General features: G+C 53.0%; 25 protein-coding genes. 6 read left to right on the top strand and 19 right to left on the bottom strand.

The genetic code is table 11. From position 1 onward, the window contains the following. Nucleotides 1-222: 222 nt before the first annotated feature. A complete protein-coding gene (gene fre, locus ACLJZ5_RS20735; RefSeq protein ID WP_024798261.1) occupies nucleotides 223-924 on the bottom strand; it encodes an NAD(P)H-flavin reductase in 702 nt (233 codons plus the stop codon). Nucleotides 925-1,009: 85 nt separating this feature from the next. Continuing rightward, on the bottom strand, nucleotides 1,010-2,488 hold the full coding sequence (gene ubiD / locus ACLJZ5_RS20730; protein WP_024798260.1) for a 4-hydroxy-3-polyprenylbenzoate decarboxylase: 1,479 nt from the start codon (nucleotides 2,486-2,488) through the stop codon (nucleotides 1,010-1,012). A gap of 185 nt (nucleotides 2,489-2,673) precedes the next feature. Between ubiD and rfaH the strand changes: the two genes are divergently transcribed. Further along, nucleotides 2,674-3,162 carry a transcription/translation regulatory transformer protein RfaH gene (gene rfaH / locus ACLJZ5_RS20725; RefSeq protein ID WP_001192410.1) on the top strand — a complete coding sequence of 163 codons (489 nt, stop codon included), beginning with the start codon at nucleotides 2,674-2,676 and terminating at the stop codon, nucleotides 3,160-3,162. A gap of 7 nt (nucleotides 3,163-3,169) precedes the next feature. Here rfaH and tatD read toward each other — a convergent pair whose 3' ends face one another. The 9 genes from tatD to udp all read right to left on the bottom strand — a co-directional run bounded on the left by tatD (nucleotide 3,170) and on the right by udp (nucleotide 11,222). Next, nucleotides 3,170-3,952, bottom strand: coding sequence for a 3'-5' ssDNA/RNA exonuclease TatD (gene tatD / locus ACLJZ5_RS20720; RefSeq protein ID WP_024798259.1), 783 nt, complete (start codon nucleotides 3,950-3,952; stop codon nucleotides 3,170-3,172). A 41-nt stretch (nucleotides 3,953-3,993) separates the two neighbouring features. After that, on the bottom strand, nucleotides 3,994-4,773 hold the full coding sequence (gene tatC / locus ACLJZ5_RS20715) for a Sec-independent protein translocase subunit TatC (protein ID WP_000257554.1): 780 nt from the start codon (nucleotides 4,771-4,773) through the stop codon (nucleotides 3,994-3,996). A 2-nt stretch (nucleotides 4,774-4,775) separates the two neighbouring features. Continuing rightward, nucleotides 4,776-5,324: a Sec-independent protein translocase protein TatB gene (tatB, locus tag ACLJZ5_RS20710; RefSeq protein ID WP_000459612.1), complete on the bottom strand. Its 549-nt coding sequence runs from the start codon at nucleotides 5,322-5,324 to the stop codon at nucleotides 4,776-4,778. A 3-nt stretch (nucleotides 5,325-5,327) separates the two neighbouring features. Beyond that, on the bottom strand, nucleotides 5,328-5,582 hold the full coding sequence (gene tatA, locus ACLJZ5_RS20705) for a Sec-independent protein translocase subunit TatA (RefSeq protein ID WP_000508972.1): 255 nt from the start codon (nucleotides 5,580-5,582) through the stop codon (nucleotides 5,328-5,330). 205 nt (nucleotides 5,583-5,787) lie between these two features. After that, the gene (gene ubiB, locus ACLJZ5_RS20700; protein WP_000187559.1) at nucleotides 5,788-7,428 is read right to left on the bottom strand and encodes a ubiquinone biosynthesis regulatory protein kinase UbiB; all 1,641 of its coding nucleotides are present in this window, start codon (nucleotides 7,426-7,428) and stop codon (nucleotides 5,788-5,790) included. Beyond that, nucleotides 7,425-8,030, bottom strand: a complete 606-nt coding sequence (gene ubiJ, locus ACLJZ5_RS20695; RefSeq protein ID WP_024798258.1) for a ubiquinone biosynthesis protein UbiJ — start codon at nucleotides 8,028-8,030, stop codon at nucleotides 7,425-7,427. Before ubiJ ends, ubiB begins: the two co-directional genes overlap by 4 nt. A 9-nt stretch (nucleotides 8,031-8,039) precedes the next feature. Continuing rightward, complete coding sequence (gene ubiE, locus ACLJZ5_RS20690) at nucleotides 8,040-8,795, bottom strand: bifunctional demethylmenaquinone methyltransferase/2-methoxy-6-polyprenyl-1,4-benzoquinol methylase UbiE (RefSeq protein WP_000229009.1); 756 nt, start codon at nucleotides 8,793-8,795, stop codon at nucleotides 8,040-8,042. A 95-nt stretch (nucleotides 8,796-8,890) separates the two neighbouring features. Beyond that, the gene (gene rmuC, locus ACLJZ5_RS20685) at nucleotides 8,891-10,321 is read right to left on the bottom strand and encodes a DNA recombination protein RmuC (protein WP_000355562.1); all 1,431 of its coding nucleotides are present in this window, start codon (nucleotides 10,319-10,321) and stop codon (nucleotides 8,891-8,893) included. A 139-nt stretch (nucleotides 10,322-10,460) separates the two neighbouring features. Beyond that, nucleotides 10,461-11,222, bottom strand: coding sequence for a uridine phosphorylase (udp, locus tag ACLJZ5_RS20680; protein WP_000045169.1), 762 nt, complete (start codon nucleotides 11,220-11,222; stop codon nucleotides 10,461-10,463). A 258-nt stretch (nucleotides 11,223-11,480) separates the two neighbouring features. On the opposite strand from udp, the gene ACLJZ5_RS20675 reads away from it, so the two are divergent. Next, nucleotides 11,481-12,281 carry a dienelactone hydrolase family protein gene (locus tag ACLJZ5_RS20675; protein WP_024798257.1) on the top strand — a complete coding sequence of 267 codons (801 nt, stop codon included), beginning with the start codon at nucleotides 11,481-11,483 and terminating at the stop codon, nucleotides 12,279-12,281. A 79-nt stretch (nucleotides 12,282-12,360) separates the two neighbouring features. Here ACLJZ5_RS20675 and ACLJZ5_RS20670 read toward each other — a convergent pair whose 3' ends face one another. Then, nucleotides 12,361-13,704, bottom strand: a complete 1,344-nt coding sequence (locus ACLJZ5_RS20670; protein WP_000017947.1) for an anaerobic sulfatase maturase — start codon at nucleotides 13,702-13,704, stop codon at nucleotides 12,361-12,363. Nucleotides 13,705-14,038: 334 nt separating this feature from the next. Continuing rightward, nucleotides 14,039-16,303 (bottom strand): 5-methyltetrahydropteroyltriglutamate--homocysteine S-methyltransferase, encoded by a 2,265-nt coding sequence (gene metE / locus ACLJZ5_RS20665; protein WP_024798256.1) that lies wholly within the window; start codon nucleotides 16,301-16,303, stop codon nucleotides 14,039-14,041. A 235-nt stretch (nucleotides 16,304-16,538) separates the two neighbouring features. Between metE and metR the strand changes: the two genes are divergently transcribed. Further along, nucleotides 16,539-17,492 (top strand): HTH-type transcriptional regulator MetR, encoded by a 954-nt coding sequence (metR, locus tag ACLJZ5_RS20660; protein WP_024798255.1) that lies wholly within the window; start codon nucleotides 16,539-16,541, stop codon nucleotides 17,490-17,492. On the opposite strand, the gene ACLJZ5_RS20655 is transcribed toward metR, so the two are convergent. The 3 genes from ACLJZ5_RS20655 to pldB all read right to left on the bottom strand — a co-directional run bounded on the left by ACLJZ5_RS20655 (nucleotide 17,380) and on the right by pldB (nucleotide 20,192). Then, complete coding sequence (locus tag ACLJZ5_RS20655) at nucleotides 17,380-18,279, bottom strand: carboxylate/amino acid/amine transporter (RefSeq protein ID WP_001196257.1); 900 nt, start codon at nucleotides 18,277-18,279, stop codon at nucleotides 17,380-17,382. The two genes, metR and ACLJZ5_RS20655, sit on opposite strands and share 113 nt — an antisense overlap. Nucleotides 18,280-18,359: 80 nt before the next feature. Next, the gene (gene yigL / locus ACLJZ5_RS20650) at nucleotides 18,360-19,160 is read right to left on the bottom strand and encodes a sugar/pyridoxal phosphate phosphatase YigL (RefSeq protein ID WP_000285338.1); all 801 of its coding nucleotides are present in this window, start codon (nucleotides 19,158-19,160) and stop codon (nucleotides 18,360-18,362) included. A 15-nt stretch (nucleotides 19,161-19,175) separates the two neighbouring features. Then, nucleotides 19,176-20,192: a lysophospholipase L2 gene (gene pldB, locus ACLJZ5_RS20645; protein WP_000487685.1), complete on the bottom strand. Its 1,017-nt coding sequence runs from the start codon at nucleotides 20,190-20,192 to the stop codon at nucleotides 19,176-19,178. A 110-nt stretch (nucleotides 20,193-20,302) separates the two neighbouring features. On the opposite strand from pldB, the gene rhtB reads away from it, so the two are divergent. After that, entirely contained in the window at nucleotides 20,303-20,923 is a 621-nt protein-coding gene (gene rhtB / locus ACLJZ5_RS20640; RefSeq protein ID WP_000142523.1) for a homoserine/homoserine lactone efflux protein, read from the top strand. A 39-nt stretch (nucleotides 20,924-20,962) separates the two neighbouring features. Here the strand turns inward: rhtB and rhtC are convergent, their stop codons facing one another. The 3 genes from rhtC to pldA all read right to left on the bottom strand — a co-directional run bounded on the left by rhtC (nucleotide 20,963) and on the right by pldA (nucleotide 24,429). Beyond that, nucleotides 20,963-21,583 (bottom strand): threonine export protein RhtC, encoded by a 621-nt coding sequence (gene rhtC / locus ACLJZ5_RS20635; RefSeq protein WP_000980080.1) that lies wholly within the window; start codon nucleotides 21,581-21,583, stop codon nucleotides 20,963-20,965. A 63-nt stretch (nucleotides 21,584-21,646) separates the two neighbouring features. Further along, a complete protein-coding gene (recQ, locus tag ACLJZ5_RS20630) occupies nucleotides 21,647-23,476 on the bottom strand; it encodes an ATP-dependent DNA helicase RecQ (protein WP_001533487.1) in 1,830 nt (609 codons plus the stop codon). Between the two features lie 83 nt (nucleotides 23,477-23,559). Beyond that, nucleotides 23,560-24,429, bottom strand: a complete 870-nt coding sequence (gene pldA / locus ACLJZ5_RS20625; protein ID WP_001201692.1) for a phospholipase A — start codon at nucleotides 24,427-24,429, stop codon at nucleotides 23,560-23,562. 164 nt (nucleotides 24,430-24,593) lie between these two features. Between pldA and yigI the strand changes: the two genes are divergently transcribed. Both yigI and rarD read left to right on the top strand, forming a co-directional pair. Continuing rightward, nucleotides 24,594-25,061 (top strand): acyl-CoA thioesterase YigI, encoded by a 468-nt coding sequence (gene yigI, locus ACLJZ5_RS20620; RefSeq protein ID WP_001277140.1) that lies wholly within the window; start codon nucleotides 24,594-24,596, stop codon nucleotides 25,059-25,061. A 43-nt stretch (nucleotides 25,062-25,104) separates the two neighbouring features. Further along, on the top strand, nucleotides 25,105-25,992 hold the full coding sequence (rarD, locus tag ACLJZ5_RS20615; protein ID WP_000339081.1) for an EamA family transporter RarD: 888 nt from the start codon (nucleotides 25,105-25,107) through the stop codon (nucleotides 25,990-25,992). The last annotated feature ends 39 nt before the right edge of the window (nucleotides 25,993-26,031 follow it).

Genomic DNA, 26,031 nt, shown 5'->3' with positions numbered 1-26,031 from the left:
CTTTCCATTTTATGTTTCTTTTATAAGAATAAATGAATCATATATAATTAACTATTTTTATTGATAGCCTCAGGACATAATATTACTTAATTTATTACACGCAATACAAAGCCTGTAGATATTCAATATCATAACGTTTTATAGTTGACGATTAATTAATAATTAAGAGGATTTTTAGGTAGGCTAACGTAAAAAGGGACGCTACTGCGTCCCATAAAATAGTTAAATAAATGCGAACGCATCGCCAAACAGACGATCTTCCCGCGCGTTACGCTCATGACAGAACAGATCGCGGGCGATTTTCGCCATCTCAAAACGTCCGGCAATATAAATATCGTGCCCCGCCAGCGTACCATAATCCTGCAATACCGCCGTAAGTACCGTTCCTGTACGTCCACGCCAGCCTTCTTCCGGCTGCTCGACAACAGGTTCAATACGCAAATTCGGATGGTTAACAGAGAGTGCTTCCAGCTCAGAGAGATCATAGAGGTGCTTTTCTTCGCGACCGCCCCAGTAAATGGTAATATCGCGGGCCGGGTTGCGCGCTAACGCCGTCAACAGGATGGAGCGCACATAAGAAAAGCCCGTACCGCCCGCGATCAGAATCAACGGACGCTCTTCATCGTCACGTAGCCAGGCGTCGCCATGCGGAATATCGACGACGATTTCCCGGTCTTTCAGAATCCGATCCATGACCGCCATCGCATACAGATTGAGCTCGGAAGCGCCAATGTGTAATTCAATAAACCCTTTCTCGTCCGGCGTTGAGGCCATCGAAAACGGGCGTTTGTCACGCTCGTCCATTACGACCATCAAATACTGACCAGCGCGGAATGAAAACGCCGCGTCCGGCACTAAACGAACCCGATATACGGTATCGGTGATAGCTTCTACCGAGGTCACTTTACAGCTTAAGGTTGTCATGCGCTCCCTCTGTCGGGTGTCGGGTCAATACCGACATTTTTCAAGCCGAGTCGCCACAGCCTGAAATGTCGATGTCCGCTTTCAGTTATTTAAAGATAGCCAGCTCATCCCAAATCGCATCAATACGCGCGGTAACTTCAGGATCTTTAACAATAGGACGACCCCACTCGCGTTGGGTTTCGCCCGGCCATTTGTTTGTGGCATCCAGCCCCATTTTTGAACCCAGCCCGGAGACCGGCGAGGCAAAATCCAGGTAGTCAATCGGCGTATTTTCAACCAGCACCGTATCCCGCGCAGGGTCCATACGGGTGGTAATCGCCCAGATCACATCATTCCAGTCGCGTGCGTTAACGTCATCATCGCAAACGATAACAAATTTCGTATACATAAACTGGCGCAAAAACGACCAGACGCCCATCATGACGCGTTTCGCATGACCAGCGTACTGCTTTTTCATCGTCACTACCGCCAGGCGGTAAGAACACCCTTCCGGCGGCAGATAAAAGTCGACGATTTCCGGAAACTGTTTTTGCAGAATAGGCACGAAGACTTCATTGAGCGCCACCCCTAATACCGCAGGCTCATCGGGCGGACGCCCGGTATAGGTGGAGTGATAGATGGCATCCTCACGCTGCGTAATATGCGTGACGGTAAAGACCGGAAAGCTATCCACTTCATTATAATAGCCCGTATGATCGCCATACGGTCCTTCCGGCGCCATCTCTTCCGGCTCAATGTAACCTTCAAGGATAATCTCGGCGCTGGCAGGCACTTCCAGATCGTTAGAAAGGCATTTAACCACTTCAGTTTTCGTGCCGCGCAGCAGGCCCGCAAAGGCATACTCCGACAGAGTATCGGGAACAGGAGTCACGGCACCAAGAATCGTCGCCGGATCGGCGCCCAATGCGACGGAGACCGGGAAACGTTCACCCGGACGCGCGGCTAACCACTCCTGAAAATCCAGCGCGCCGCCGCGGTGAGACAGCCAGCGCATAATAAGCTTATTTTTACCTATCAACTGCTGACGATAAATGCCCAGGTTTTGCCGTTCTTTGTGCGGGCCACGCGTTACCGTCAGTCCCCAGGTAATCAGCGGCGCGGCGTCGTCCGGCCAACAGGTCATGACAGGAAGACGCGTTAAATCGACATCATCGCCAGACGCGATTTTCTGCTGGCAAGGCGCGCCGCGTAACCGTTTCGTCGGCATATTCAGCACTTGCTTAAACTGCGGCAGCTTGTCAAACAGATCGCGAAAGCCTTTCGGCGGCTCAGGTTCTTTCAGAAACGCTAATAATTTACCCACTTCCCGTAATGCGGAAACATCATCCTGCCCCATGCCCATCGCCACGCGTTTTGGCGTGCCAAAAAGGTTGCACAGCACCGGCATGGCGTAACCTTTAGGATTTTCAAACAGCAACGCCGGTCCACCGGCACGCAGCGTGCGGTCAGCGATTTCCGTGATTTCCAGATGAGGATCCACAGGTAGCGTGATGCGTTTTAGTTCCCCCTGCTGCTCAAGTAGCGTCAGGAAGTCGCGTAAATCGTGATATTTCATGGCGTCCATTGTAGCCTCTTGGTAAGCGCATCATTATACGGCGTTCATCATCGGGATGCTGTATTTTTGTTAAATTAGCGTGAACTCTGGCAACCAACGCTAATCCAGATACGGCTTAAAGGATGAAGTGTATAATTAACTTCGCGCATGGCTTTTGCTATGCTTGCGCCCCGAACAAGCGGATAAGAGTTATTATGCAATCCTGGTATTTACTGTACTGCAAACGCGGGCAACTTCAGCGTGCTCAGGAACACCTCGAAAGACAAGCGGTAAGTTGCCTGACACCGATGATCACCCTGGAAAAAATGGTACGCGGAAAACGTACCTCCGTCAGCGAACCGCTCTTTCCTAATTATCTGTTCGTTGAATTTGATCCGGAAGTGATACATACCACTACAATCAACGCCACGCGCGGCGTCAGCCATTTTGTGCGCTTTGGCGCGCATCCTGCGATCGTGCCTTCCAGCGTTATTCATCAGCTTTCTATCTACAAGCCCGAAGGCGTTGTCGATCCTGAAACCCCCTATCCCGGCGATAGCGTCATCATCACGGAAGGCGCATTTGAAGGGCTGAAAGCGATTTTTACCGAACCGGATGGCGAAACGCGTTCGATGTTACTGCTTAATTTACTCAATAAAGAAGTGAAGCAGAGCGTAAAAAACACCGGTTTTCGCAAGATTTAGCGATCGTTCAGAATACAACCTCAAATAAGGTTCTGGCGTTGGCATCTGTCATCGCCGCTAACCATTGCGGATCTTCACCACGCCATAGCGCAATGCGCTCCAGGATGTGAGGCAGATACGCGGGCTCGTTGCGTCGTGACGTTGGTTTCGGCGTAAGATCGCGAGGCAACAGATACGGCGCGTCGGTTTCTATCAGTAGCTTTTCCGCTGGAATAAACGGTAAGAGTTCACGTAGCTCAAGCCCGCGTCGTTCGTCGCAAACCCACCCGGTAATACCGATATAGAGTCCTCTGTCCACACAGGCCTGCATTTGCTGGCGTGAACCGGTAAAGCAGTGCAGTATTGCACCAGGAAGACTATCCAGCCAGGGATCAAGCAATGCCAGAAATCGCTCATGCGCGTCCCGGCAGTGCATAAAGATTGGCATCTGTAATTCGGCGGCAATTTGTAGCTGCGCCTGAAAGGCACGCTCCTGCTCCTGCGGCGTGGAAAAATTGCGATTGAAATCCAGCCCGCACTCACCGATAGCGACGACTTCCGGCTGGTTCGCCAGCGCAATAATGGCGTCTTCAGACGCGGATGACCACTGACTGCTGTCATGGGGATGGACGCCAGCCGTCGACCAACAATGGGGGTAGCGCCGCGCCAGTTTTAACGCCTGCTGACTTTCATGGATGTTCGTTCCGGTCAGTAGCATACCTTTTACTCCCACCGCAAACGCACGGGCGACCACATCATCACGATCTTTTGCAAACTGGCTACTGGTTAAATTAACGCCAATATCAAACATGCTTGCCCCCATATGACAACCGCCCTGGCGGGCGGTTGTGTTTAGTCTTCAGTGTGCTCGGCCTTTTCGGTTTCGGCCTCGTTATCTTCGTCGCGCGTCCGTCGCTTACCGACATAAAAGCGTGAGCAGAAAACGCCAATTTCAAACAGGCAGTACATCGGTATCGCCAGCAACGTTTGCGAGAAAACATCTGGCGGCGTAAGCAGCATTCCCACAATGAATGCCCCGACCAGGATATAAGGCCGTTTTTTACGCAAATCTTCTGGCGTGGTGATGCCCATCCAGCACAGCAACACAATCGCCACCGGCACTTCAAAGGCTACGCCAAAGGCCATAAAAAGCGCCATAACAAAGCTAAGATAGCTGGCGATATCTGTCGAAACCTGTACCCCTTCCGGCGCCGTATGCGTCAGGAAACCAAAGGCCAAAGGGAATACGACAAAATAGGCGAAGGCCATACCAATGTAGAAAAGCAGCGAGCTGGATACCAGCAGCGGTACGACCAGACGACGCTCATGCTTATACAGCGCCGGGGCGATAAAGGCCCAAACCTGGTACAAAATGACAGGCGCGGATAAGATCAAAGACACCATGAAGGTGAGTTTGATAGGCGTAAAAAACGGCGACGCCACATCCGTCGCAATCATTGTCGCCCCTTGCGGCATCTGTTTAATCAGCGGTGCGGCGACTAAATGATAAATATCATTGGCGAAATAAATTAACGCCAGAAAAATCAGAAGTACTGCGACGATGCAGTTTAGCAGGCGCTTACGCAACTCGATCAGATGCGTGATAAGCGGTTGAGTATCTTCTACAGCCATGTTTACGGTTTATCACTCGACGAGGGGGAAGATTCGACAACAGGCGCAGCGGATTTCTTCTCGGCGTCTATCGTGGCTACGGAAGCGGTTTCCGTCGACTCAGGCACGTTAGCTTTAACGGGCTCCGGCTTTTGTTCCGGCGCGCTCGCCTGTGTTTCAGCGGCGGCAGGGGTAACGCCCTCATGCTGCGTTTCGTTCCCTTTTACCACCGGATTATGGATGGTATGCGCTTCATCGCTCGCTTGTTCGGGATCGTTAGCGCTGTAGGTGCGTTTCATCGACTCCGCCGCCTGACGCAGTTCATCCATAGATGCTTTCAGTTCGGGAGTCAGATTTTCCAGGCTCGCCTTTTCGACTTTTTTCAGACTGTCCTGGAACTCCTGAAGTTTCAGTTCCTGAGTCAGTTCATTCTGAACCGTTGTCGCAAGGGACCGCAACGCGCGAATCCAGCCCGCTACCGTTTTTACCGCTACTGGCAATCGTTGCGGCCCCAACACAATGAGGCCGATAACGAACACTAACAGCAGTTCGCTAAAACCGATATCAAACACGGATTATACCTGCTCTTTATCTTGGCTTTTAGCGTCTTCCTTTTTCGCTTCGCCTTGCTTATCCGCGATAGATTTAGCGGTAAAATCAGCGTCCTGACTGGTTTTATCCTGTTTGGCATCATCATCGCTCATGGCCTTTTTAAAGCCTTTGATAGACGCGCCAAGATCGGAACCGATGGAACCGAGTTTTTTGGTGCCGAACAGCAGTACGACGATAACGGCAACAATCAACAACTGCCAAATACTGATACCACCCATACATGTTCCTCTGTGATAGATGATGAATTAATAGGGCCGCATTATACACATTATCCTTCGCGCTGCCTCTTTGTTAGCCGCTTTCGCCCGCCCTATTCACATACTTTTACATACGACCGGGACGACATTGACTTGCGGCCTGAGTACTGCCTCGAGTGATAATATGTACCTGCGTGACACAACCGGCGTTGAGCGATAAAAAATCTCAACGAGTTTTACGCCAGCCAACCAGCCAGACAACTACGCCGCCGACCATGAGCCAGCCAGGCATCAATCCCCATTCAGGGCGGTTGACGAGTAAGAATGACCCGCTCAGTAACAGCGTTGCGCCAATTCCCAATAAATAACGAGACTGACTTTGGCGCACATGGTTTACCTGTAACTCGCGCGCAATCTTATCAACACTGTGCTGTAAATATTTGCCCTGGCGCAAACTGTCGTACACCAGTTCAGGTATTTCTGGCATTTTTTCGACCCAGAACGGCGCTTTTTCTTTAAGAGCCCGCGTGAGAGCCGGAATACCCACCTGATCTTTAATCCAGGACTCAAGAAACGGCTTCGCCGTTTTCCACAAATCAAGCTGAGGATAAAGTTGCCGCCCAACCCCTTCAACATACAATAATGTTTTCTGCAACAACACCAGTTGCGGCTGGACTTCCATGTTAAATCGACGCGCTGTATTGAAAAGGTTTAACAACACATGACCAAACGAGATTTCCGCGAGCGGCTTTTCAAAGATAGGTTCACAGACGGTGCGGATGGCAAACTCAAAATCTTCAACGTTGGTATCTGGCGGAACCCAGCCTGAATCGACATGCAGTTCTGCCACCTTTCGGTAATCGCGATTAAAAAACGCGATAAAGTTTTCAGCCAGATAACGCTTATCTTCTTTGTTTAGCGACCCGACGATACCGCAGTCAATGCCGATATATTGCGGATTTTCAGGGTGTTCATGGCTGACAAAAATATTTCCCGGATGCATGTCCGCATGGAAAAAGCTGTCGCGGAAAACCTGGGTGAAGAAAACTTTAACCCCGCGTTCCGCCAGCAGTTTCATGTTGGTGCCGTTCTTTTCCAGCGCCGCCACATCCGAAACCGGAATGCCGTATATCCGCTCCATCACCATCATGTTCTGGCTACAGTAATCGGAGTACACCTCCGGGATATATAGCATGGGACTATTTTCAAAATTGCGGCGTAACTGAATCGCGTTGGCCGATTCCCGCAGCAGATTCAGCTCATCGATCAGCGTTTTCTCATACTCACGCACCACTTCCGTCGGGCGCAGACGACGCCCATCCGGCAACAGGCGTGGTACCCAGCGAGCAAGGCGATAAATCAGTTTCAGGTCTGCCTGAATTACCGGCAAAATATCCGGGCGAATGACCTTAATAACCACTTCTTTACCGTTTGATTTCAATCGCGCGGTATGTACCTGGGCGATTGACGCCGACGCTAAAGGCTGGATATCAAAGTCGTCAAACCAGGCTTCGACTGGTAGCCCCCCCATCGCCTCTTCAATCTGGGCTTTCGCCAGCCGACCATCGAATGGCGCGACTTTATCCTGGAGCAAAGCGAGCTGATCGGCGATTTGCGGCGGGAACAGGTCACGGCGCGTGGAGAGCATCTGACCAAATTTGATCCAGACCGGTCCCAGCTCTTGCAACGCCAGTCTTAATCGTTCACCCAGCAATTTATCTTTATGCCGGTTTGGCATCCAGAACAGCGAATAGCGCCATAATCGGAGTGGCAGTGTAAGACGCATTCGGGGGATGAGTTCATCAAGGCCGTAGCTTAGAAACGTGCGGATGATGAAATATAGGCGCCGTACTTCACCTGGCGTCATTTGGCCTCCAGTTTTTCCAGCCGTGTGGTCAGAGAATCTACGGCGCGCTCAACAGCCGCGGTTTCTTCGGCAAACCATGCGACTTCCAGCGGGCCAGGCGCCATACGCCACTCTTCAGTGATCGCTTCAGCGGCATAACGCTGCTGGCGTTGAAACCCGTGGCGCAGGAATTTAGCCCCGCCACGCACGACCTTACCGATACTTTCCGCCGCAATATCACCCGTGTATGGCGCCAACAGCTCCGCAGGATCGAATTCGGCGAGATCGGCGAGCGCCACAAAATTTTGCACGACCTGAATATCGCCCTGCACTTCCAGTTCGCCGCTGCGAATAAGCGCGGCCAACTGCTGACGATCGCGTAGTTTTGGCAAAACGCTAGCTTGAGTGATTACCGTACAGTCCGCTTCGTCTTCCCATGCCCCCAGCACATCAACCTGGCGTTCACTGAATACCAGGACTAATGGCGTCGAAAATCCCTTTAGTTTCACACACAGTACTTTTCCCTGTAAGCGCGTTCTGGCTGATTTCAGCGCTGGCGAACGATACAGAAACGTATTGAGGAGACCTTCAATTCCTGCGGTCACTAAGGGTTTAAAAGGCATTCCACCCTCCTAGAATTTATAACCACGGTGCAATGCCACAACGCCCGCCGTCAGATTGTAATAATCCACGCTCTCAAATCCGGCGTCCTGCATCATGGCTTTTAAGGTATCCTGATCGGGATGCATACGGATGGATTCCGCGAGATACCGATAGCTATCCGCATCGTTTGCGACCATCGAGCCAATACGCGGTAAAATATGGAAAGAATAGGCGTCATACGCTTTACTCAGCGGCTCAATGATAGGCTTGGAAAATTCAAGCACCAGTAAACGTCCGCCGGGTTTCAACACACGGAACATTGACCGCAGCGCTTTTTCTTTTTCCGTTACATTGCGCAAACCAAACGAAATGGTAATGCAATCAAACGTATTATCAGGGAAAGGCAGAGCTTCGGCATTCGCCTGCACATACTCTACGTTGCCGATCACGCCGATATTACGCAGCTTCTCACGCCCCATTTTGAGCATAGAATCATTAATATCCGCCAGGATAACTTTGCCAGTTTCCCCGACCATACGTGAAAATTTCGCGGTAAGATCGCCCGTACCGCCCGCTAAATCGAGAACGGTTTGTCCACGACGCACGCCACTGCAATCAATGGTGAAGCGCTTCCACAAACGATGAATGCCAAATGACATTAAATCATTCATCACATCGTACTTTGACGCCACAGAATGAAAAACGTGGGCCACCATGTCAGCTTTCTGCTCTTTAGCGACGGTCTGAAAGCCAAAGTGCGTCGTTTCTTGTGAATCTTCCACCATCTCAGTGCCTGCTTATCGATAAAAATGTTCAAGAAGTGTAACAGATTGGGCCAATTTGCCCTACTCTGCGCCAGGACTAAACTACTCCGTATGGGTTAACTTAACTGCTGCTTCACCCGTTCATCATTGGGATAATGTTCATCCTGCCGCCCTTCAGGGATCGATCGTAAACGATATTCTTCATCTTGCGTAACGGCCTGTTCCGCTAAATCCGGATTAATCTCGCGTTTGATTTCCACGCCTAGCCCCCGGAAGGCCTCCGCCTGCGCCAAAACGTTGCCACGCCCCGACGCAAGTTTTTTCATCGCCTGGCGGTAGTTATCCTGCGCTTTATCCAGACTCTGACCGATCGCTGACATATCATCAACGAACAACCGCATTTTATCGTAGAGCTTACTGGCTCTGTCTGCGATGTGCTGCGCATTGCGGCTCTGGTGTTCATAGCGCCACAGGTTGGCGATTGTCCGTAATGCCACCAGTAGCGTCGTGGGGCTTACCAGCATAATGTTATTTTTCAGCGCCTCGGTTATCAGTTCGGGCTGTTTATCTAACGCCAGCAGGAAAGCGGGTTCTACGGGGATAAACATCAGAACATAGTCCAGCGAGCGGAGGCCGGGAAGCTGCTGGTAGTCTTTACGCCCCAGTAAGCGAATATGATTGCGCACCGAGGCGATGTGCTCTTGTAAAGCGGCCTCGCGCGTGTAGTCATCTTCAGCGTTAAAGTAACGCTCGTAGGCGACCAACGTCATTTTAGCGTCGATGACCACATCTTTGCCCTGCGGCAAGCGGACGATGACATCCGGCTGCATCCGCGAGCGCGCATCGTTCTCAATACTAACCTGGGTTTCGTATTCGTAGCCTTCACGCAGTCCGGATGCCTCCAGCACCCGCGCCAGCACAACTTCGCCCCAGTTTCCTTGCGCCTTATTGTCCCCTTTCAGGGCGCGCGTCAGGTTGATCGCTTCCTGCGCCATTTGCGCGTTAAGCTGCTGCAAATTACGAATTTCGTGCGCCAGCGTATGCCGCTCCTGCGCTTCTTTGCCAAAACTCTCCTGAACCTGGCGGCGAAAACCGTCCAGTTGCTCACGCAGCGGCGTCAGCAGGCTATTCAGGCTTTGTCGGTTTTGTTCGTCTACGCGACGATTACTGTGTTCAAAAATACGGTTCGCCAGATTTTCAAACTGCTCGCTTAAACGCTGTTCGCTGTTGATCATCTGACGGATTTTGTCTTCCGCGTGTTGTTGAGTCGCTTCCAGACGGGTCGTGACTTCACGCAGATCGGCTTCCAGAGAGGTATTAATACTGTGCAGGCTACGCAGTTCGTTATTAAGTAACTCGCATTCACTGCGCCAGTGCGCTTCTTGCGCTAATTGCTGCCGGGCCGCGCTAAGTTCGATATCCAGCTCACGCCGTTCTTCGATAAGATCGGCGCGGATTTGATCGGCGTGCGCTTTCGTCGCCAGCCAGCCAATCACCGCCCCAGCCGCCAGCGCCACGACGGCGCTTATCATAAGAGTAATATCCACAACACCTCTCCTGGAACCACACTGTCCTGCACAAAATAGAATTGTGCTGTATAAACGTCCAGTTTAAAAGGGATTTCCTGCGAGGCGCCACGCAAAAAGAAAAGGCCGAACGCGTCGGCCTTTGCAAAAGAGAGGAGAATTACAGCAGACGACGGGCCGCTTCCACGACGATTTTCACCGCGTGGCTTTCAGTTTGTTTCATCGTTTCCGCATTCGGAATCTCTTGTTGGGTACGGTTGACGATAACGCCCGCCACCATACCTGCGCGTAACCCCTGGCTTGCGCACATGGTTAACAGCGTAGCGGATTCCATTTCGTAGTTCATCACGCCCATCGCCTGCCACTCTTCCATAGAACCTTTGAAGCGACGCACAACGCGGCCAGAATAGGTGTCGTAACGTTCCTGACCCGGATAGAAAGTGTCGGAAGAGGCGGTTACGCCAACGTGAGTCGTGGCGCCAATCGATTTCGCGGCTTCAACCAGCGCAGTGGTGCAGGCAAAGTCGGCAACCGCCGGGAATTCCATCGGCGCAAAATGCAGGCTCGCCCCATCCAGACGTACGGATGCGGTCGTTACCAGAACGTCGCCGACGTTAATGTGCGGCTGAATAGCCCCCGTGGTGCCGATACGCAAGAAGGTACGAATACCCAGTTGCGCCAGTTCTTCCACGGCAATAGAGGTAGACGGGCCGCCGATACCGGTAGAGCAAACGATAACTGCTTTGCCATCCAGCTCAGCGCGCCAGGAGGTGAATTCGCGGTGAGATGCCAGCTTAACCGGCTTATCCATCAGCGCGGCGATCTTTTCCACACGCTCAGGATCGCCAGGGACGATGGCGAGCTGGGCCCCTTGTAAATCGTTTTTGGTGAGGCCGAGATGAAAAACATCAGACTTGGACATATAAAACTCCTCTGTGAATCGGGTTTGTCAGAAGAAGCAAAAAGACACTTTACCTAAGGCATAAAGATATTTTCGTGACAGCCATCACTATGGCGTAAAACAATTGCACTCGATTACCATTAAAAAGTGATGCGCATCACAATAAATAATCAATATCGCCAGGCATTGCACAAAAGATAGCCGCTTTAAGGCAATGTGGTTTGTTACACACTGTCTATAGTTAAGATTGCGCTATTTTTTAAGGGTACGGAGAATACCATGACAACGACACATCCATCCGGCTTTGCACCTGCAGCTTCCCCACTGATTCATACGCCTGATGGGGCCATTAGCGCGGGGATAACGTCGATTCCCTCTCAGGGCGACGATATGCCAGCCTATTACGCCAGACCAAAAGCGAGCGACGGCGCGCTGCCTGTGGTCATTGTGGTACAGGAAATTTTTGGCGTACATGAACACATTCGCGATATTTGCCGACGACTGGCGCTGGAAGGCTATCTCGCTATCGCGCCGGAGCTCTATTTCCGCGAAGGCGACCCCAATGATTTCGCCGATATACCCACATTATTGAGCGGGCTGGTGGCTAAAGTACCCGATTCGCAAGTCCTTGCCGACCTGGATCACGTCGCCAGTTGGGCTTCGCGCAACGGCGGGGATGCGCATCGGCTGATGATCACCGGTTTTTGTTGGGGAGGCCGGATTACCTGGCTGTACGCCGCGCACAACCCACAGTTAAAAGCAGCGGTAGCGTGGTACGGCAAGCTGGTGGGCGACACGTCACTCAATTCGCCGAAGCATCCCGTTGATATCGCCACCGATCTTAACGCGCCGATACTGGGTTTATACGGCGGGCAGGATACCAGTATTCCACAGGAGAGCGTGGAAACCATGCGTCAGGCGCTACGCGCCGCTAATGCGAAGGCGGAAATCGTGGTCTATCCCGATGCAGGGCACGCGTTTAATGCCGATTATCGTCCGGGATACCACGAAGCCTCGGCGAAAGACGGCTGGCAAAGAATGCTGGAATGGTTCGCGCAGTACGGCGGGAAAAAAGGCTAACCACAGCGAATTACGATGTTTGTTGGGCCTACGAGACCGGAGTCGGTGTAGGCTCAACAAAGCGTCATCGCCACGTTAGCTATGCTTTACCACAGCATTTTTTATATTTTTTACCGCTGCCGCAGGGACAGAGATGGTTACGACTGACGGCTCCTGTGTCTTTACGCGCGTCCTGCGCCAGCCAGCGCATGATCGATGCCATCGGATAGCCTTGCGCCAGCAGCTCCCGCCAGACATTCATATACGGCGTAACGTGCTGGAAAAAATGCTTATAGCCCGCACACAAGTAATTATGCGCAGGATGACCGGACGGCGAGACGGCAAAGCGATGCTTCGGACAGCCGCCATGACACGCAAAGCGGTAGTCACAGCGACGACAATCGGCGGTCAGGGTCTCCCGCTTGGCCTCGCCAAACGCAATAGCCCGCTCGCTATTATTTAAGGCTTTGATGCTGTGCTGGTGGATATTCCCCAGCAGATGCTCCGGGTAGACAAAGTGGTCGCAGTTGTAGAGATCGCCGTTCGACTCCAACGCGAAGGCATGTCCACAAGTCTCGGAATGTACACACAGTACCGGCTGCTGCGCCGTCCAGGCGGCTAACGCCACGTCAAACATCTGCACATAGACGCGGTCTACGTCGCGACGAACCCAGATATCAAAGATCTGGTTGAGAAATTCGCCATATTGCCACGACGGTACCGTCCATGGCGCCAGCGTCGCCGCGCTTTCGCCGGGCATCACCAGATTAAGTACCGATGAGTTATCGGTGCTCATTCGCTCTACCAGCGGGATAAACTGAATAAAACGCGATCCCGCCGCCAGAAGAAATTCGTAGACGTCTGCTGCATGACCGACGTTATGTTTTCCCACGACGGTTAAGGTATTAAAGTCGACATGGTGCGCTTTAAGCCGCGCCATTGCTGCGACGACCTGTTCATGAGTTCCTTTTCCAGCGCGATTAAGCCGATAGTGGTTGTGTAACGACGCCGGGCCGTCGATAGAGAGACCGATGAGAAAATGCTGTTCAGCGAAAAAGCGCGCCCACTCGTCATTCACCAGGATGCCGTTCGTCTGCAACGCATGAGTGATTTTTCGCCCATCGCCGTACTTTTCACATAATGCGACAACCCGGCGGAAAAACGGTAGCCCCATCATGGTCGGTTCGCCGCCCTGCCAGGCAAAGTCAATGCGGTCGCCACTCTGCGCGGCAATATGCTGGCGTATAAACTGTTCCAGCGTCTCGTCCGACATTCGCCAGTTTTTATTGCGTTCTGGGTACAGCGCCTCTTTTTCAAGATAGAAGCAATATGTGCAATCAATATTGCAGATCGCGCCGCCGGGTTTGGCCATTACGTGACAACCTGCTACCGCCATGTCAGACATCTCCGTTAAAAAATAAGGTTCACCAGCGCCATGAGACAATGCGACGTTTATCGTCGCCAGGGAACATAACAGAATGGAAAACCTCGTTTTGTGCTATGAGAGCGCTGGGCGATCATGACAGGAAAAACGATCTGCGAGGCAATAAAAGCCGCCGCGCTGCTTCCGGGGACGCTATCCGCCTGGTTGTCATTCATACGGAGAACCTTTTTATTATCAAGATCGCCAAATAGCCAGATCCTGAAAAAGACAGCGCGGAAAATAAGAAAAAGGGAAATGAGAAGAAAGAGGCGCTGTTAATCAGGTCAGACACGGGCGCTACCCGTCAAAGGGTAGCGCCGCATTGCTGCCGGATAAAAGCAGCGGTCAGGATGGGCTATTTCGCCTGACGCAGATTATGCGCCGCTTTGACCATGTTCGCTAACGCCGCGCGGGTTTCCGGCCAACCGCGAGTTTTCAGACCGCAGTCCGGATTCACCCACAGGCGTTGTGCCGGAATACGTTGTGCCGCCTTCTTCAGCAGGGCTTCAATCCACTCGACGCTCGGCACGTTCGGCGAGTGAATATCGTACACGCCCGGCCCGATTTCGTTCGGGTAGTCGAACGCTTCGAACGACTCCAGCAACTCCATATCCGAGCGGGAGGTCTCAATGGTGATCACATCCGCATCCAGCGCGGCGATCGAATCCATAATGTCGTTGAACTCGCAGTAACACATGTGGGTGTGGATCTGAGTTTCATCCTTCGCCACCGCCGCGTTGATGCGGAAGGCTTCCACACCCCATTCCAGATAGGCGTCCCAGTCGCTGCGACGCAATGGTAAACCTTCACGCAGCGCCGGTTCGTCGATCTGAATAATCCCGATCCCCGCCGCCTCCAGATCCGCGACTTCATCACGCAGCGCCAGCGCAATCTGTTTCGCAATCGTTTCGCGGGTCACGTCTTCGCGGGGGAATGACCAGCAAAGAATAGTCACCGGGCCGGTCAACATCCCTTTTACCGGCTTGTCGGTCAGCGACTGGGCATATTTCGCCCACTCCACGGTAATCGGTGCCGGACGGCTGATATCGCCAATCACTACCGGCGGTTTCACACAGCGGGAGCCATAGCTTTGCACCCAACCATTCTGGGTAAAGACGAAGCCGTCCAGATGCTCGCCGAAGTATTCCACCATGTCGTTTCGCTCGGCTTCGCCGTGTACCAGCACATCCAGCCCTAAACGCTCCTGCTCGATGATAGCCTGTTTGATATGTTCGGCGATGCCGGTGCGGTAGTTATTCGCGTCGAGGTTGCCCTTTTTGAAGTCCAGACGCAGGCCGCGAATTTCCGTGGTTTGCGGAAACGAACCGATAGTCGTCGTCGGCCAGGCGGGAAGTTTAAAGCGGGCGCGTTGCGCTTCAGCGCGCACCTCATACGGATTCTCACGCTGGCTGTCCTGCGCGGTGATCGCCGCCAGGCGTTTTTCTACCGCGGTATTATGTACGCGACGGGAGTGACGACGAGCCTGAATCGGTGCGCTCCATTCCTCAAGCGCCGCCGTTTCGCCGCTGTTCAGCGCATCGCGCAGCAACGCCAGTTCACCGCATTTTTGCAGCGCAAAGGCAAACCAGCTTTTAACTTCCGTATCCAGACGCGTTTCGACGCTGAGATCGATCGGGCTGTGCAGCAAAGAGCAGGAGGATGCTACCCACAGCGCGCGTTTGCCCACAAGGGCGTTAATCTGCGCGTATTTTTCGGTCAAATCGGCGCGCCAGACATTACGCCCGTTAATCAAGCCTGCGGAAAGCAGCCAGTCGACCGGCAGACGTTGATGCAGTTCCGCTACATCATCTTTGCCATGAATGAGGTCAACATGTAGCCCCTGTACCGGCAGCGCGATAATAGTGTCCAGGTTTGGCGTCACGCCTTCAAAATAGGTCGTCAGCAACAGCTTCACCTGGCCGGCGAGCGCGTCGTAAGCCGGTTTGAAGGCATCCAGCCACACCTGCGGCAGTTCCAGCACCAGCGCTGGCTCATCAATTTGGACCCACTCAATACCACGTTTTGCCAGTTCAGCCAGCACGTGCTGATACACTGGCAAAATGTCTTTCAGCAACGTCAGGCGGTCAAACGGCTCGCCTTTCACTTTACCCAGCCACAGATACGTGACAGGCCCCAGCAGTACGGGTTTGATCTTATGCCCCAGCGCCAGCGCTTCGTCCACTTCCTCCAGCAACTGTGTCCAGGTGAGTCTGAACTGCTGGCCTTTGCTGAACTCCGGTACTATGTAGTGATAGTTAGTATTAAACCATTTGGTCATTTCCGCTGCCGCCGCCGGTTCGCCGGTTGGCGCGCGACCGCGGCCAATGCGGAACAGAGTGTCGATGTCCACGGAACCGTCGTTGTTCTGATGACGAGCCGGCACATTGCCTAACAGCAGGCTGGTGGTCAGAACATGGTCGTACCAGGCAAAGTCGCCTACCGGTAACAGGTCAATACCCGCTTGTTTCTGCTGCTCCCAGTGACGCGCGCGCAGTTCGCGCCCCACCGCCAGTAACGCTTCACGCGTTGAGTTCCCCGCCCAGTAGCTCTCTTGCGCTTTTTTCAACTCGCGACGCAGGCCAACGCGAGGAAAACCGAGGGTATGAGTCAATATTGTCATTTTACTTCCTCTAATTATATGTAAATCCTAAGTATTTTAAATTCAGGGAAGGCGGCAAGTTTGCTCATCCCCGGGAGCTTACATCAGTAAGTGACCGGGGTGAGGAAACGCAGCCAACGCACCATCAATTTAAAAGACGACGGATTTTGGACGTCTGGATGTTTACACATCCATAATGTAAAGGTACTGTATATTCCTCAAGCGCAATTTGTTCATGGCGAAGTGAAGGACTTTCATGATCGAAATTAAACATCTGAAAACACTCCAGGCATTGCGGAATAGTGGATCGCTGGCTGCCGCGGCGGCGGTGCTACACCAGACCCAATCCGCTCTGTCTCATCAGTTCAGCGATCTGGAACAACGCCTTGGCTTTCGCCTGTTCGTGCGTAAAAGCCAGCCGCTACGCTTTACGCCGCAGGGGGAAGTTCTGCTGCAACTGGCAAACCAGGTGCTGCCGCAAATCAGCCGTGCGCTGCAGGCGTGCAACGAACCGCAGCAAACTCGTCTGCGCATCGCTATTGAATGTCATAGCTGTATTCAGTGGCTGACCCCGGCGCTGGAAAACTTCCGTGCAAGCTGGCCGCAGGTAGAAATGGATTTCACATCCGGCGTCACTTTTGATCCGCAACCGGCCTTGCAACAAGGCGAGCTGGATTTGGTGATGACGTCGGATATTTTGCCGCGCAGCGGGCTGCATTATTCGCCGATGTTTGATTTTGAAGTCCGACTGGTGCTGGCGCCCGACCATCCGCTGGCCAGCAAAACGCAGATTACGCCGGAAGATTTAGCCAGCGAAACGCTGTTGATTTACCCGGTGCAGCGCAGCCGACTGGATGTCTGGCGACATTTCCTGCAACCGGCGGGTATCAGTCCGCTGCTGAAAAGCGTGGATAATACGCTACTGCTGATTCAGATGGTGGCGGCCAGAATGGGTATTGCCGCCCTGCCGCACTGGGTGGTGGAAAGCGTTGAGCGCCAGGGTCTGGTGGTGACCAAAACCCTGGGTGATGGTCTGTGGAGCCGCCTGTATGCCGCCGTGCGCGACGGCGACCAGCGTAAGGCGGTGACCGAGGCGTTTATTCGCTCGACGCGGGATCACGCCTGCGATCATCTGCCGTTTGTGCGGAGCGCGGAGCGACCCATTTTCGATGCACCCACAGCGAAGCCAGGATCACAGCCGCGCCTGTAATAAAGCTTGGCCAGTGGGGCTGCTGATGCCAGATGGCAAGATTAACCAGTAGTCCTGCAGGAACATGCATATTATTCATGATACCCAGAGTCCCGGCGTCTACCTGGGTAGCGCCATAGTTCCACATAAAGTAGCCAATGCCGGACGCCACCACGCCGAGAAACACCAGAATGCTCCATTGCAGCGTGGTTTCCGGCAGCTTTTGCGCGTTCCCCAACAGCGACCACGCCACCGCCGCCACCAAAAACGCCCCCAGATAGAACCATGCAAAGGCGTTGTGCTGCGGCATGGGACGGGTCTCCATCAGACGTTTATACCCCACCATTCCGATAGCGAAACTGATATTAGAAAGCTGCACCAGGAGCAAACCGACCCAAAAATGGTCGGTCACGCGATCGTAGCGAATAATCCCGGCGCCAATCACCGCCAGCAACGCGCTAAATGCATAGCCCCAGCGCAAACGACGCTGACTCATCACATCGTAAATCAGCGTGATATAGAGCGGCGTCAGAACGGTAAACAGCAGCAGTTCGGATACGGTCAGGTAGAGGTAAGCATGGAAGCTCAACATATACATGATGCCAAGCTGCATCGCCCCCACCAGCATATACAGGCTGATGGTTTTTAGGTTGTGCCCGCGAGTACGCAAAAACGGCAGAAAAACGAGCGCCGCCAGCCCAACGCGTATCAGCACCGCGAAATAGCTATCGACATGCCCGGCAAGATACTCGCCAAATAGACTAAAGGAGAAAGCCCACAGGATAGTGGTAATGATGAGTAGCGCCACAATGGATGTCTCTTAAAACAGGGAACACCCATTGTAGCGGAGAGTGAAGTTGACAACTGGTCAACTAACAAACAATCACATCAGCGTAAGAAAAGATCGCGCAGGTAATGCGGCACGGCGTTATCCGCGTTGATGCCGATCACCTCAAGTTCGGGATACAGGTCTTTCAGACGCTGGTGCGCATTGCCCATGATGCAGCCTTTGCCCGCCATCGTGAGCATTTCAGCGTCGTTCATTCCGTCGCCAAAGGCGATACACTCTTTCAGGCTGTACCCCATCGCCTGAGCGACCGCTTCCAGCGCATGACCTTTCGACACTCCGCCCGCCATCACTTCCAGACAGGTTAGCGTAGAGAAGCTCACGTTTACCCGATCGCCCCAGCGCGCGTTAATCGCCTGCTCCAGCGGCAACAACTTTTCATGAGTGTCGCTGGTGAAAAACACTTTGCTGACGCCCTCCGGCTCCAGCAGCGCAGGCTCAAACAGCGAGTAGTTAAATACCGCCTCTTTGAAAAAACGCATTTCATCGGGGCGATGACGATTCATAAACCATTCGTCGTCGCGATAAACGTTAGTCACGATGTCCGGGTTCGCATTCACCACCCCGAACAGGTCGCTGGCAATGTCGCTGTCCAGATTATGCGTAAAAACCAAATTCCCGTCGGTATCGTGCACTCGCGCGCCGTTGGAGGTGATCATGTAAGACTTGATTTCAAGATTATCGCGGATTTGCCCTACATCGACATGATGACGACCAGTGGCAAAGACAAAATGGATGCCGCGTGCGGTCAACAGCTTCAGAGTCTCTTTGGCATAAGGGGACAACGTATGGTCGGGGGAGAGCAGCGTGCCATCTAAATCAGACGCAACAACCTGATACATAATAAAATTTAACCTCTAAGCAAAGCGATTTCCGCTGGATAAATTAGGCTTGTTGAAAAATTCAACAATGGCGTTAAGCGCGACTGAGCGCATGGCGTCCTTTTCAAAAAGGATCTCATGGTACGCGCCTTTGATAACCAGCGGTTTTCCCCCTTCACAAGGGTATCCCGCCGCGGCGCGAATTTCACAAAAACGATCGTGGGTGCGGTTATCCACTACCCGCTCTTCTTCCGCCTGAATCAGTAGCGTAGGCGTCGTGTCATCGCTCGCCCCAGCCAGAACCTGCTCACCCGCCAGAATGCCTTCGCGTACCCAATGCCAGGTGGGGCCGCCAACGCGCAGCTGCGGCTCGTCGGCATAAAATCGTAAGTTGCGCTGATAACGCTGGCGGCTGTGGGTCAGCGCATTCATCCCAAACGGCAACGCCCGCCACTGACCGGTACCAATAGCGTAATCTTCACGGATACGCTGGTGCCCCTCGGCCCAGTCGAGAATATGGCGCACCATAAAGGAAGGCAAGCGTATCACAATACCAAACATCGGCGCGGTGAGCGCAATAGCGTCGCACCGAACACGATGGCGTTGCAGGAACAGGGTGGCTATCGCGCCCCCCATTGAGTGCGCCAGGATATAACGCTTACGCCACGGCCCCGGCTCAATTTCCTGCTGCCAGAACGCCGCTAAGTCCTCAACATAATCGTTAAAATGATCAACATGACCCCGATGCGGGTCCGATAACATCCGCCCGGAGCGCCCTTGACCACGATGGTCGATGATGAAGATATCAAAACCGAGATGAAAAAGGTCATACGCCAGTTCAGCGTATTTTACATAACTCTCAATGCGGCCAGGACAAATGACGATCGTCCGATCGTTGGAATCATTTCGAAAACGGACAAAGCGCACCGGAATGTTACCCACGCCGATAAACTCCGCCTCTTCCCGCTGACGCCAGAAATCGGTCAGCGGCCCCATAGCAAAAGCGGCAAACGCATTTTCTCTTGTTTCCCAGTCATTTTGCTGCTGAAACATCGGGTTTTCGGCCTCGTTTACCAGGTAAAATCGTTTTTTGCGTCGTGCCTGACACAACACAGCGGCAGTAGCGTATTGTGGCACAAAAACAGACAACCAGGGAGTTTCGCATGACCTTTGAATGGTGGTTCGCCTATCTACTGACCTCAACTCTGCTGAGTCTTTCTCCGGGTTCAGGCGCCATCAATACCATGACGACGTCTATCAACCATGGATATCGTGGCGCAGCGGCTTCTATCGCCGGACTCCAGACCGGACTGGGGATACATATCGTACTGGTGGGCGTCGGACTGGGTACGCTCTTTTCGCGCTCGCTCCTCGCTTTTGAAATTCTGAAATGGGCTGGCGCGGCTTATCTTATCTGGCTGGGTATTCAGCAGTGGCGCGCCGCAGGCGCTATCGATCTGCATACTCTCGCCCAGACGCAATCGCGGGGTCGACTGTTCAAACGGGCGATATTTGTCAATCTAACCAATCCCAAAAGTATTGTCTTTCTTGCCGCCCTGTTTCCGCAATTCATCATGCCGCAGCAACCGCAACTGGCGCAGTACCTCATTCTCGGCGTCACTACGATTGTGGTGGATATGATTGTGATGACCGGTTACGCCACGCTGGCGCAGCGCATTGCCGCCTGGATTAAAGGACCAAAGCAGATGAAGGCGCTGAATAAAGCGTTTGGTTCGTTGTTTATGCTGGTAGGCGCGCTCCTGGCGTCGGCAAGACACGCGTGATAGTCGTGCCGGATGATGTTTATCCGGCCCGGAGGTAAATTAGCGCGAAATAATCAGGTGAATACCAAAGCCCGCAAACAAAGCGCCGGCAAAGCCATCAATCCATTTCGCCAGACGCTGATAGCCGCGGCGCATTTTCGGCAGCGCGAACAGGCTGGCGACTACGGTAAACCAGGCCAGCGTTTCCAGGGTGATTAACGCGAAAATACCCCAGCGCGCCGCAGCGCCGACGTTATCGCCGACAAACAGTGAAAAAACGGAACCAAAATAGATAATCGCTTTCGGATTCGACAGATTGGTCAACAGCCCTTTGAGAAAGCTGCGCCCGCTCTGCGCCAGTTCAATGTGCGGAGAAGACGCCGCCGCATCCTGTTTTTTCAGCGCGCCGCGCAGCATCTGATAGCCCATCCAGCACAGGTACAGGCCGCCACCTACCATAATGATCGTATGCAGCCAGGCCATTTTTTCGATGATGAGATGCAGGCCAAGCAGCGCCACGCCCGCCCATACCATCACGCCGCAGGTAATGCCCAGTACGCCCATCATCGCTTCTTTACGCGAACGGCTGACAGCAGTTTGAGACACGAAGAAAAAGTCGGGGCCGGGGCTCATTAGCGCAACGATGTGCACCATTGCCACGGTGAAAAATAGCATCATCATAAAAATGGCTCGCGGGGAAATAGTTCAGTGAGTCACCATCCTGGCACTTTTTTGCCGGGCTGACTACTCTTCGTCATCACCATCGACATGCGCGCGGATGAGCGCCATGAATTCTTTCCCGAAGCGCTCCAGTTTGCGCATCCCAACCCCGTTAACGCTTAACATCTCGCTGGCGGAAACTGGCATCTGTTCCGCCATTTCTATCAGCGTGGCGTCGTTAAAGACCACATACGGCGGGATATTCTCTTCATCAGCGATAGCTTTACGCAGCTTGCGCAACTTAGCGAACAATTTGCGATCGTAATTACCGCCGAACGATTTCTGCATCACGCGGGGTTTGAGGGCGACGATGCGCGGCACTGCAAGCTTTAGCGGAACGTCTCCACGGAGTACCGGACGCGCGGCATCCGTCAGCTGTAATGCGGAGTGCTGCGCAATATTTTGCATTACCAGCCCCAGATGAATGAGCTGGCGAATCACGCTCACCCAGTGCTCATGGCTCTTTTCGCGTCCCATGCCATAAACCTTGAGTTTGTCATGACCGAAATCGCGGATGCGTTGGTTATTCGCGCCGCGGATCACCTCGACAACGTAGCCCATGCCAAAACGCTGGTTAACCCGACCAATGGTAGAAAGCGCAATCTGGGCATCGTTTAAGCCATCATATTGTTTGGGCGGATCGAGACAGATATCGCAGTTGCCGCACGGTTCTTGTCGGCCTTCGCCAAAGTAATTAAGCAATACCAGGCGGCGGCAGGTTTGCGCTTCGGCAAAAGCGCCCATCGCATTCAGTTTATGCCGTTCAATATCCTGAAGCTGTCCGGCTGGTTTCTCTTCCAGACAACGACGTAGCCAGGCCATATCAGCCGGATCGTAAAATAGCATGGCTTCCGCAGGCAGTCCGTCGCGCCCGGCGCGGCCCGTTTCCTGATAGTAGGATTCAATATTGCGCGGGATATCGAAATGCACGACGAAACGTACGTTAGGTTTGTTTATGCCCATTCCAAAAGCGACGGTCGCCACCACGATTTGCAGATCGTCGCGCTGAAATTTTTCCTGCACATCGGCGCGAATAGCGTTTTCCAGCCCCGCATGATAGGCCGCCGCGCTAATGCCGCGACTTTGCAAGCGCGCGGCGGTATCTTCCACTTTCGCCCGGCTGTTACAGTAGATGATACCCGATTTGCCGCGTTGCTCCTGAACATAGCGCATTAGCTGGTCGAGCGGCTTAAACTTCTCCATCAGCATGTAGCGGATATTCGGTCGGTCAAAGCTACTGATCTGGATTAACGGATCGTTAAGCCCAAGCAGACGAATAATATCCTGGCGCGTGGTGTCGTCGGCGGTGGCGGTCAATGCCATAAACGGCAAAGCGGGAAAACGCTGGCGAAGCTGACCGAGAGCCGCATATTCCGGACGGAAATCATGCCCCCATTGCGAGATACAGTGCGCTTCATCCACCGCCAGCAATACCGGATTCCAGTGCGCCAGATGATCAAGAAAGTTGTCCAGCATCAGGCGTTCCGGCGCAATATACAGCAGACGAATCTGTCCGGTACGGCACCCCGCCATCACCTCAAGCTGCTGCTCGCGGCTTTGAGTGGAGTTCAGACAGGCCGCCGCCACCCCGTTCGCCAGTAGCTGATCGACCTGGTCTTTCATCAACGAGATCAGGGGCGAAACGACGACGGTCAATCCGTCCAGCAACAACGCGGGGATTTGATAGCACAGAGATTTGCCGCCGCCGGTGGGCATAACGACCAGACAGTCGCGACCGGAGAGCGCAGTATCAATAATAGCTTCCTGACCCGGGCGAAACTGTTGGTAGCCAAAGGTTTCCTGCAAAACCTGTTTGGCCCCTGATTCCAGATTCAACACTTCCGCCTGCGCCACATTAACCCCGTTCACCATAAATCAAAACAGGCGCTATTTTCAGCGCCTGCGAGAGAAACTGCAATGTTTAAAACACAATCCAATCAGAAGATATCGTTAAGCATCACGCCGACGCCGACACGTGTCTGATTAAAATTATAGTCGATCAGCGATTCGCCATAGCCGCTGTACACCTGGGTATAAAGCCGGACATGTTTGGTGACCGGATAGCTTAATCCAACTTCCGCGCCGCCGTAGCCTGTATTCCAGTTGTACTGGCCTTTGGCGCTTAATACCGCCTCGCCCAGGTGATAACCGATTTTAAGCTGGTAATAACCCATATATTTGGTGATGTCCGGATTATCGTCGGTACTGCCAATCACGTACCACGGTTTGACCTCTACCAGCCAGTTACCGTTTTCGGCCATCAGACGGGTATACAGACGGTTCCAGCTACGCGAGGTGGGGTCCGAACGTCCGTTAGAGTCATGGTTGTAGCCCATCTCTACGTCGCGCAGCGTCCAGCCGGCAAAGCGATAATCGGTAGCAAAACCAAGAAAAAGCTGCGGTTCGTAGTTGGTTTCGCGAAACGGCGAAGACTCTTTACTGTTGGAAAGCTGCCACCAGGATTTCTGCGTATAGGAAGCGCCCAGTACCGAGTTCGGCCCCAGTATTCCGCGCCACAGCGGAAACGCCAGGCTCAACTGAAATTTCACTTCATCTTTACGTGCGTTTTCAGACCAGTTGTAGGTACTTATGGCCTCTTTGTTCAGATCGCTGGTGTTCGTGTAGATCAAGTAGTTCGTGTCATAAGGGTAAAGCGTAAAAGGGTTATCATGCTCCTGTAGCATGTTAGCGATGATACTTCCCCGTACTGCAGGCGCATCATGAACCTCTTTTATCGTAGCTTCTTGTGCATATGCCGCTAATGGCAGTAGCGTGGCTGGCAACAACCCTCTCAAAATCGCCCGCATTCTTGACGTTCTCCTGACGAAGTATTTTCAGCTTGAATCATTCTCTGCCAACCATTTTTACATATTTACACACATAGCCGTTAGTTATCCCTTCTTAAAGTAGAAAACAACAATTAAGAAGCATAATATCAACATTTCATTAACCAATGAGGTGTCAGGAATCTATGTCCGCTGTACTTACCGCTGAACAAGCTCTGAAATTAGTGGGTGAAATGTTTGTCTACCACATGCCGTTTAATCGGGCGTTAGGGCTGGAGCTGGTACGCTATGAAAAAGCGTTCGCCCAACTGGCCTTCAACAACCAGCCGATGATGGTCGGCAACTGGGCGCAAAGCATTTTACACGGCGGCGTGATCGCCTCTGCGCTGGATGTCGCCGCCGGACTGGTATGCGTCGGCAGCACGCTAACTCGCCACGAAACCATCAGCGAAGATGAACTACGCCAGCGCCTGTCGCGGATGGGAACGATTGACCTGCGCGTCGATTACCTGCGTCCGGGCAGAGGCAACCGCTTTACGGCCACCAGTAGCCTGCTGCGCGCAGGGAATAAAGTGGCCGTCGCCCGCGTGGAATTACACAATGAAGATCAGCTGTACATCGCCAGCGCCACCGCTACTTATATGGTGGGATAAAAGCAGGTAAACTGTTGTTACACTTCAGATACGAGTTTTCCGGATGGACGCAAAACAAACACGGCAGGGCGTATTACTCGCTCTTGCCGCCTATTTTATTTGGGGGATCGCCCCCGCGTATTTCAAGCTGATCTATTACGTTCCCGCAGATGAGATCCTGACGCACCGCGTGATTTGGTCATTTTTCTTTATGGTGGCGCTGCTTAGCGTCAGCCGGCAGTGGCGACAGGTTAAGCGCTTACTGAAAACGCCAAAGAAGATTTTCCTGCTGGCCCTGTCCGCCGTACTGGTCGGCGGTAACTGGCTATTATTCATTTGGGCGGTAAATAATCACCATATGCTGGAGGCCAGCCTGGGTTATTTCATTAATCCACTGGTTAACATCTTGCTGGGGATGATTTTTCTTGGCGAACGCTTCCGTCGAATGCAGTGGCTGGCGGTGATTCTGGCGGTGTGCGGCGTGCTGGTGCAACTCTGGACGTTTGGTTCACTGCCGATTATCGCGCTGGGGCTGGCGTTTAGTTTTGCGTTTTACGGCCTGGTGCGTAAGAAGATCGCCGTTGAAGCGCAGACGGGTATGCTGGTCGAAACGCTATGGCTGTTGCCGGTCGCCGCGATTTATCTGTTTGGCATCGCCGATAGCCCTACCAGCCATATGGGGCAAAACGCACTATCGTTGAACTTGCTGTTAATGGCGGCGGGTGTGGTCACTACGATTCCGCTGCTGTGCTTCACCGGAGCGGCTACGCGTCTGCGTCTTTCTACACTGGGCTTTTTCCAGTATATCGGCCCAACGCTGATGTTTTTACTGGCGGTGACGTTTTATGGCGAAGTGCCGGGCGCGGATAAGATGGTGACATTTGCGTTTATCTGGGTCGCGCTGGCGATTTTCGTGATGGATGCGATTTATACGCAACGGCGTAAGCATTAAATAATAAAATGGCAGCTATTATCTGGCTGCCATTTTATG

The organism is Salmonella sp. 5800 (genome assembly GCF_046558195.1).
GTDB classification, from domain to species: domain Bacteria; phylum Pseudomonadota; class Gammaproteobacteria; order Enterobacterales; family Enterobacteriaceae; genus Salmonella; species Salmonella enterica.
This window is presented reverse-complemented; position numbering and strand designations above follow the sequence as displayed.

Bases quoted from the DNA above. Each gene is read 5' to 3' on its own strand.
- metE (WP_024798256.1), bottom strand. From the start codon at position 16,303: ATGACAATATTGACTCATACCCTCGGTTTTCCTCGCGTTGGCCTGCGT.
- rhtB (WP_000142523.1), top strand. From the start codon at position 20,303: ATGACCTTTGAATGGTGGTTCGCCTATCTACTGACCTCAACTCTGCTG.
- rfaH (WP_001192410.1), top strand. From the start codon at position 2,674: ATGCAATCCTGGTATTTACTGTACTGCAAACGCGGGCAACTTCAGCGT.
- yigI (WP_001277140.1), top strand. From the start codon at position 24,594: ATGTCCGCTGTACTTACCGCTGAACAAGCTCTGAAATTAGTGGGTGAA.
- rhtC (WP_000980080.1), bottom strand. From the start codon at position 21,583: ATGATGATGCTATTTTTCACCGTGGCAATGGTGCACATCGTTGCGCTA.
- yigL (WP_000285338.1), bottom strand. From the start codon at position 19,160: ATGTATCAGGTTGTTGCGTCTGATTTAGATGGCACGCTGCTCTCCCCC.
- pldA (WP_001201692.1), bottom strand. From the start codon at position 24,429: ATGCGGGCGATTTTGAGAGGGTTGTTGCCAGCCACGCTACTGCCATTA.
- ubiB (WP_000187559.1), bottom strand. From the start codon at position 7,428: ATGACGCCAGGTGAAGTACGGCGCCTATATTTCATCATCCGCACGTTT.
- ubiJ (WP_024798258.1), bottom strand. From the start codon at position 8,030: ATGCCTTTTAAACCCTTAGTGACCGCAGGAATTGAAGGTCTCCTCAAT.
- ubiE (WP_000229009.1), bottom strand. From the start codon at position 8,795: ATGGTGGAAGATTCACAAGAAACGACGCACTTTGGCTTTCAGACCGTC.
- tatD (WP_024798259.1), bottom strand. From the start codon at position 3,952: ATGTTTGATATTGGCGTTAATTTAACCAGTAGCCAGTTTGCAAAAGAT.
- rarD (WP_000339081.1), top strand. From the start codon at position 25,105: ATGGACGCAAAACAAACACGGCAGGGCGTATTACTCGCTCTTGCCGCC.
- ubiD (WP_024798260.1), bottom strand. From the start codon at position 2,488: ATGGACGCCATGAAATATCACGATTTACGCGACTTCCTGACGCTACTT.
- metR (WP_024798255.1), top strand. From the start codon at position 16,539: ATGATCGAAATTAAACATCTGAAAACACTCCAGGCATTGCGGAATAGT.
- pldB (WP_000487685.1), bottom strand. From the start codon at position 20,192: ATGTTTCAGCAGCAAAATGACTGGGAAACAAGAGAAAATGCGTTTGCC.
- fre (WP_024798261.1), bottom strand. From the start codon at position 924: ATGACAACCTTAAGCTGTAAAGTGACCTCGGTAGAAGCTATCACCGAT.
- tatC (WP_000257554.1), bottom strand. From the start codon at position 4,773: ATGGCTGTAGAAGATACTCAACCGCTTATCACGCATCTGATCGAGTTG.
- tatA (WP_000508972.1), bottom strand. From the start codon at position 5,582: ATGGGTGGTATCAGTATTTGGCAGTTGTTGATTGTTGCCGTTATCGTC.
- udp (WP_000045169.1), bottom strand. From the start codon at position 11,222: ATGTCCAAGTCTGATGTTTTTCATCTCGGCCTCACCAAAAACGATTTA.
- ACLJZ5_RS20675 (WP_024798257.1), top strand. From the start codon at position 11,481: ATGACAACGACACATCCATCCGGCTTTGCACCTGCAGCTTCCCCACTG.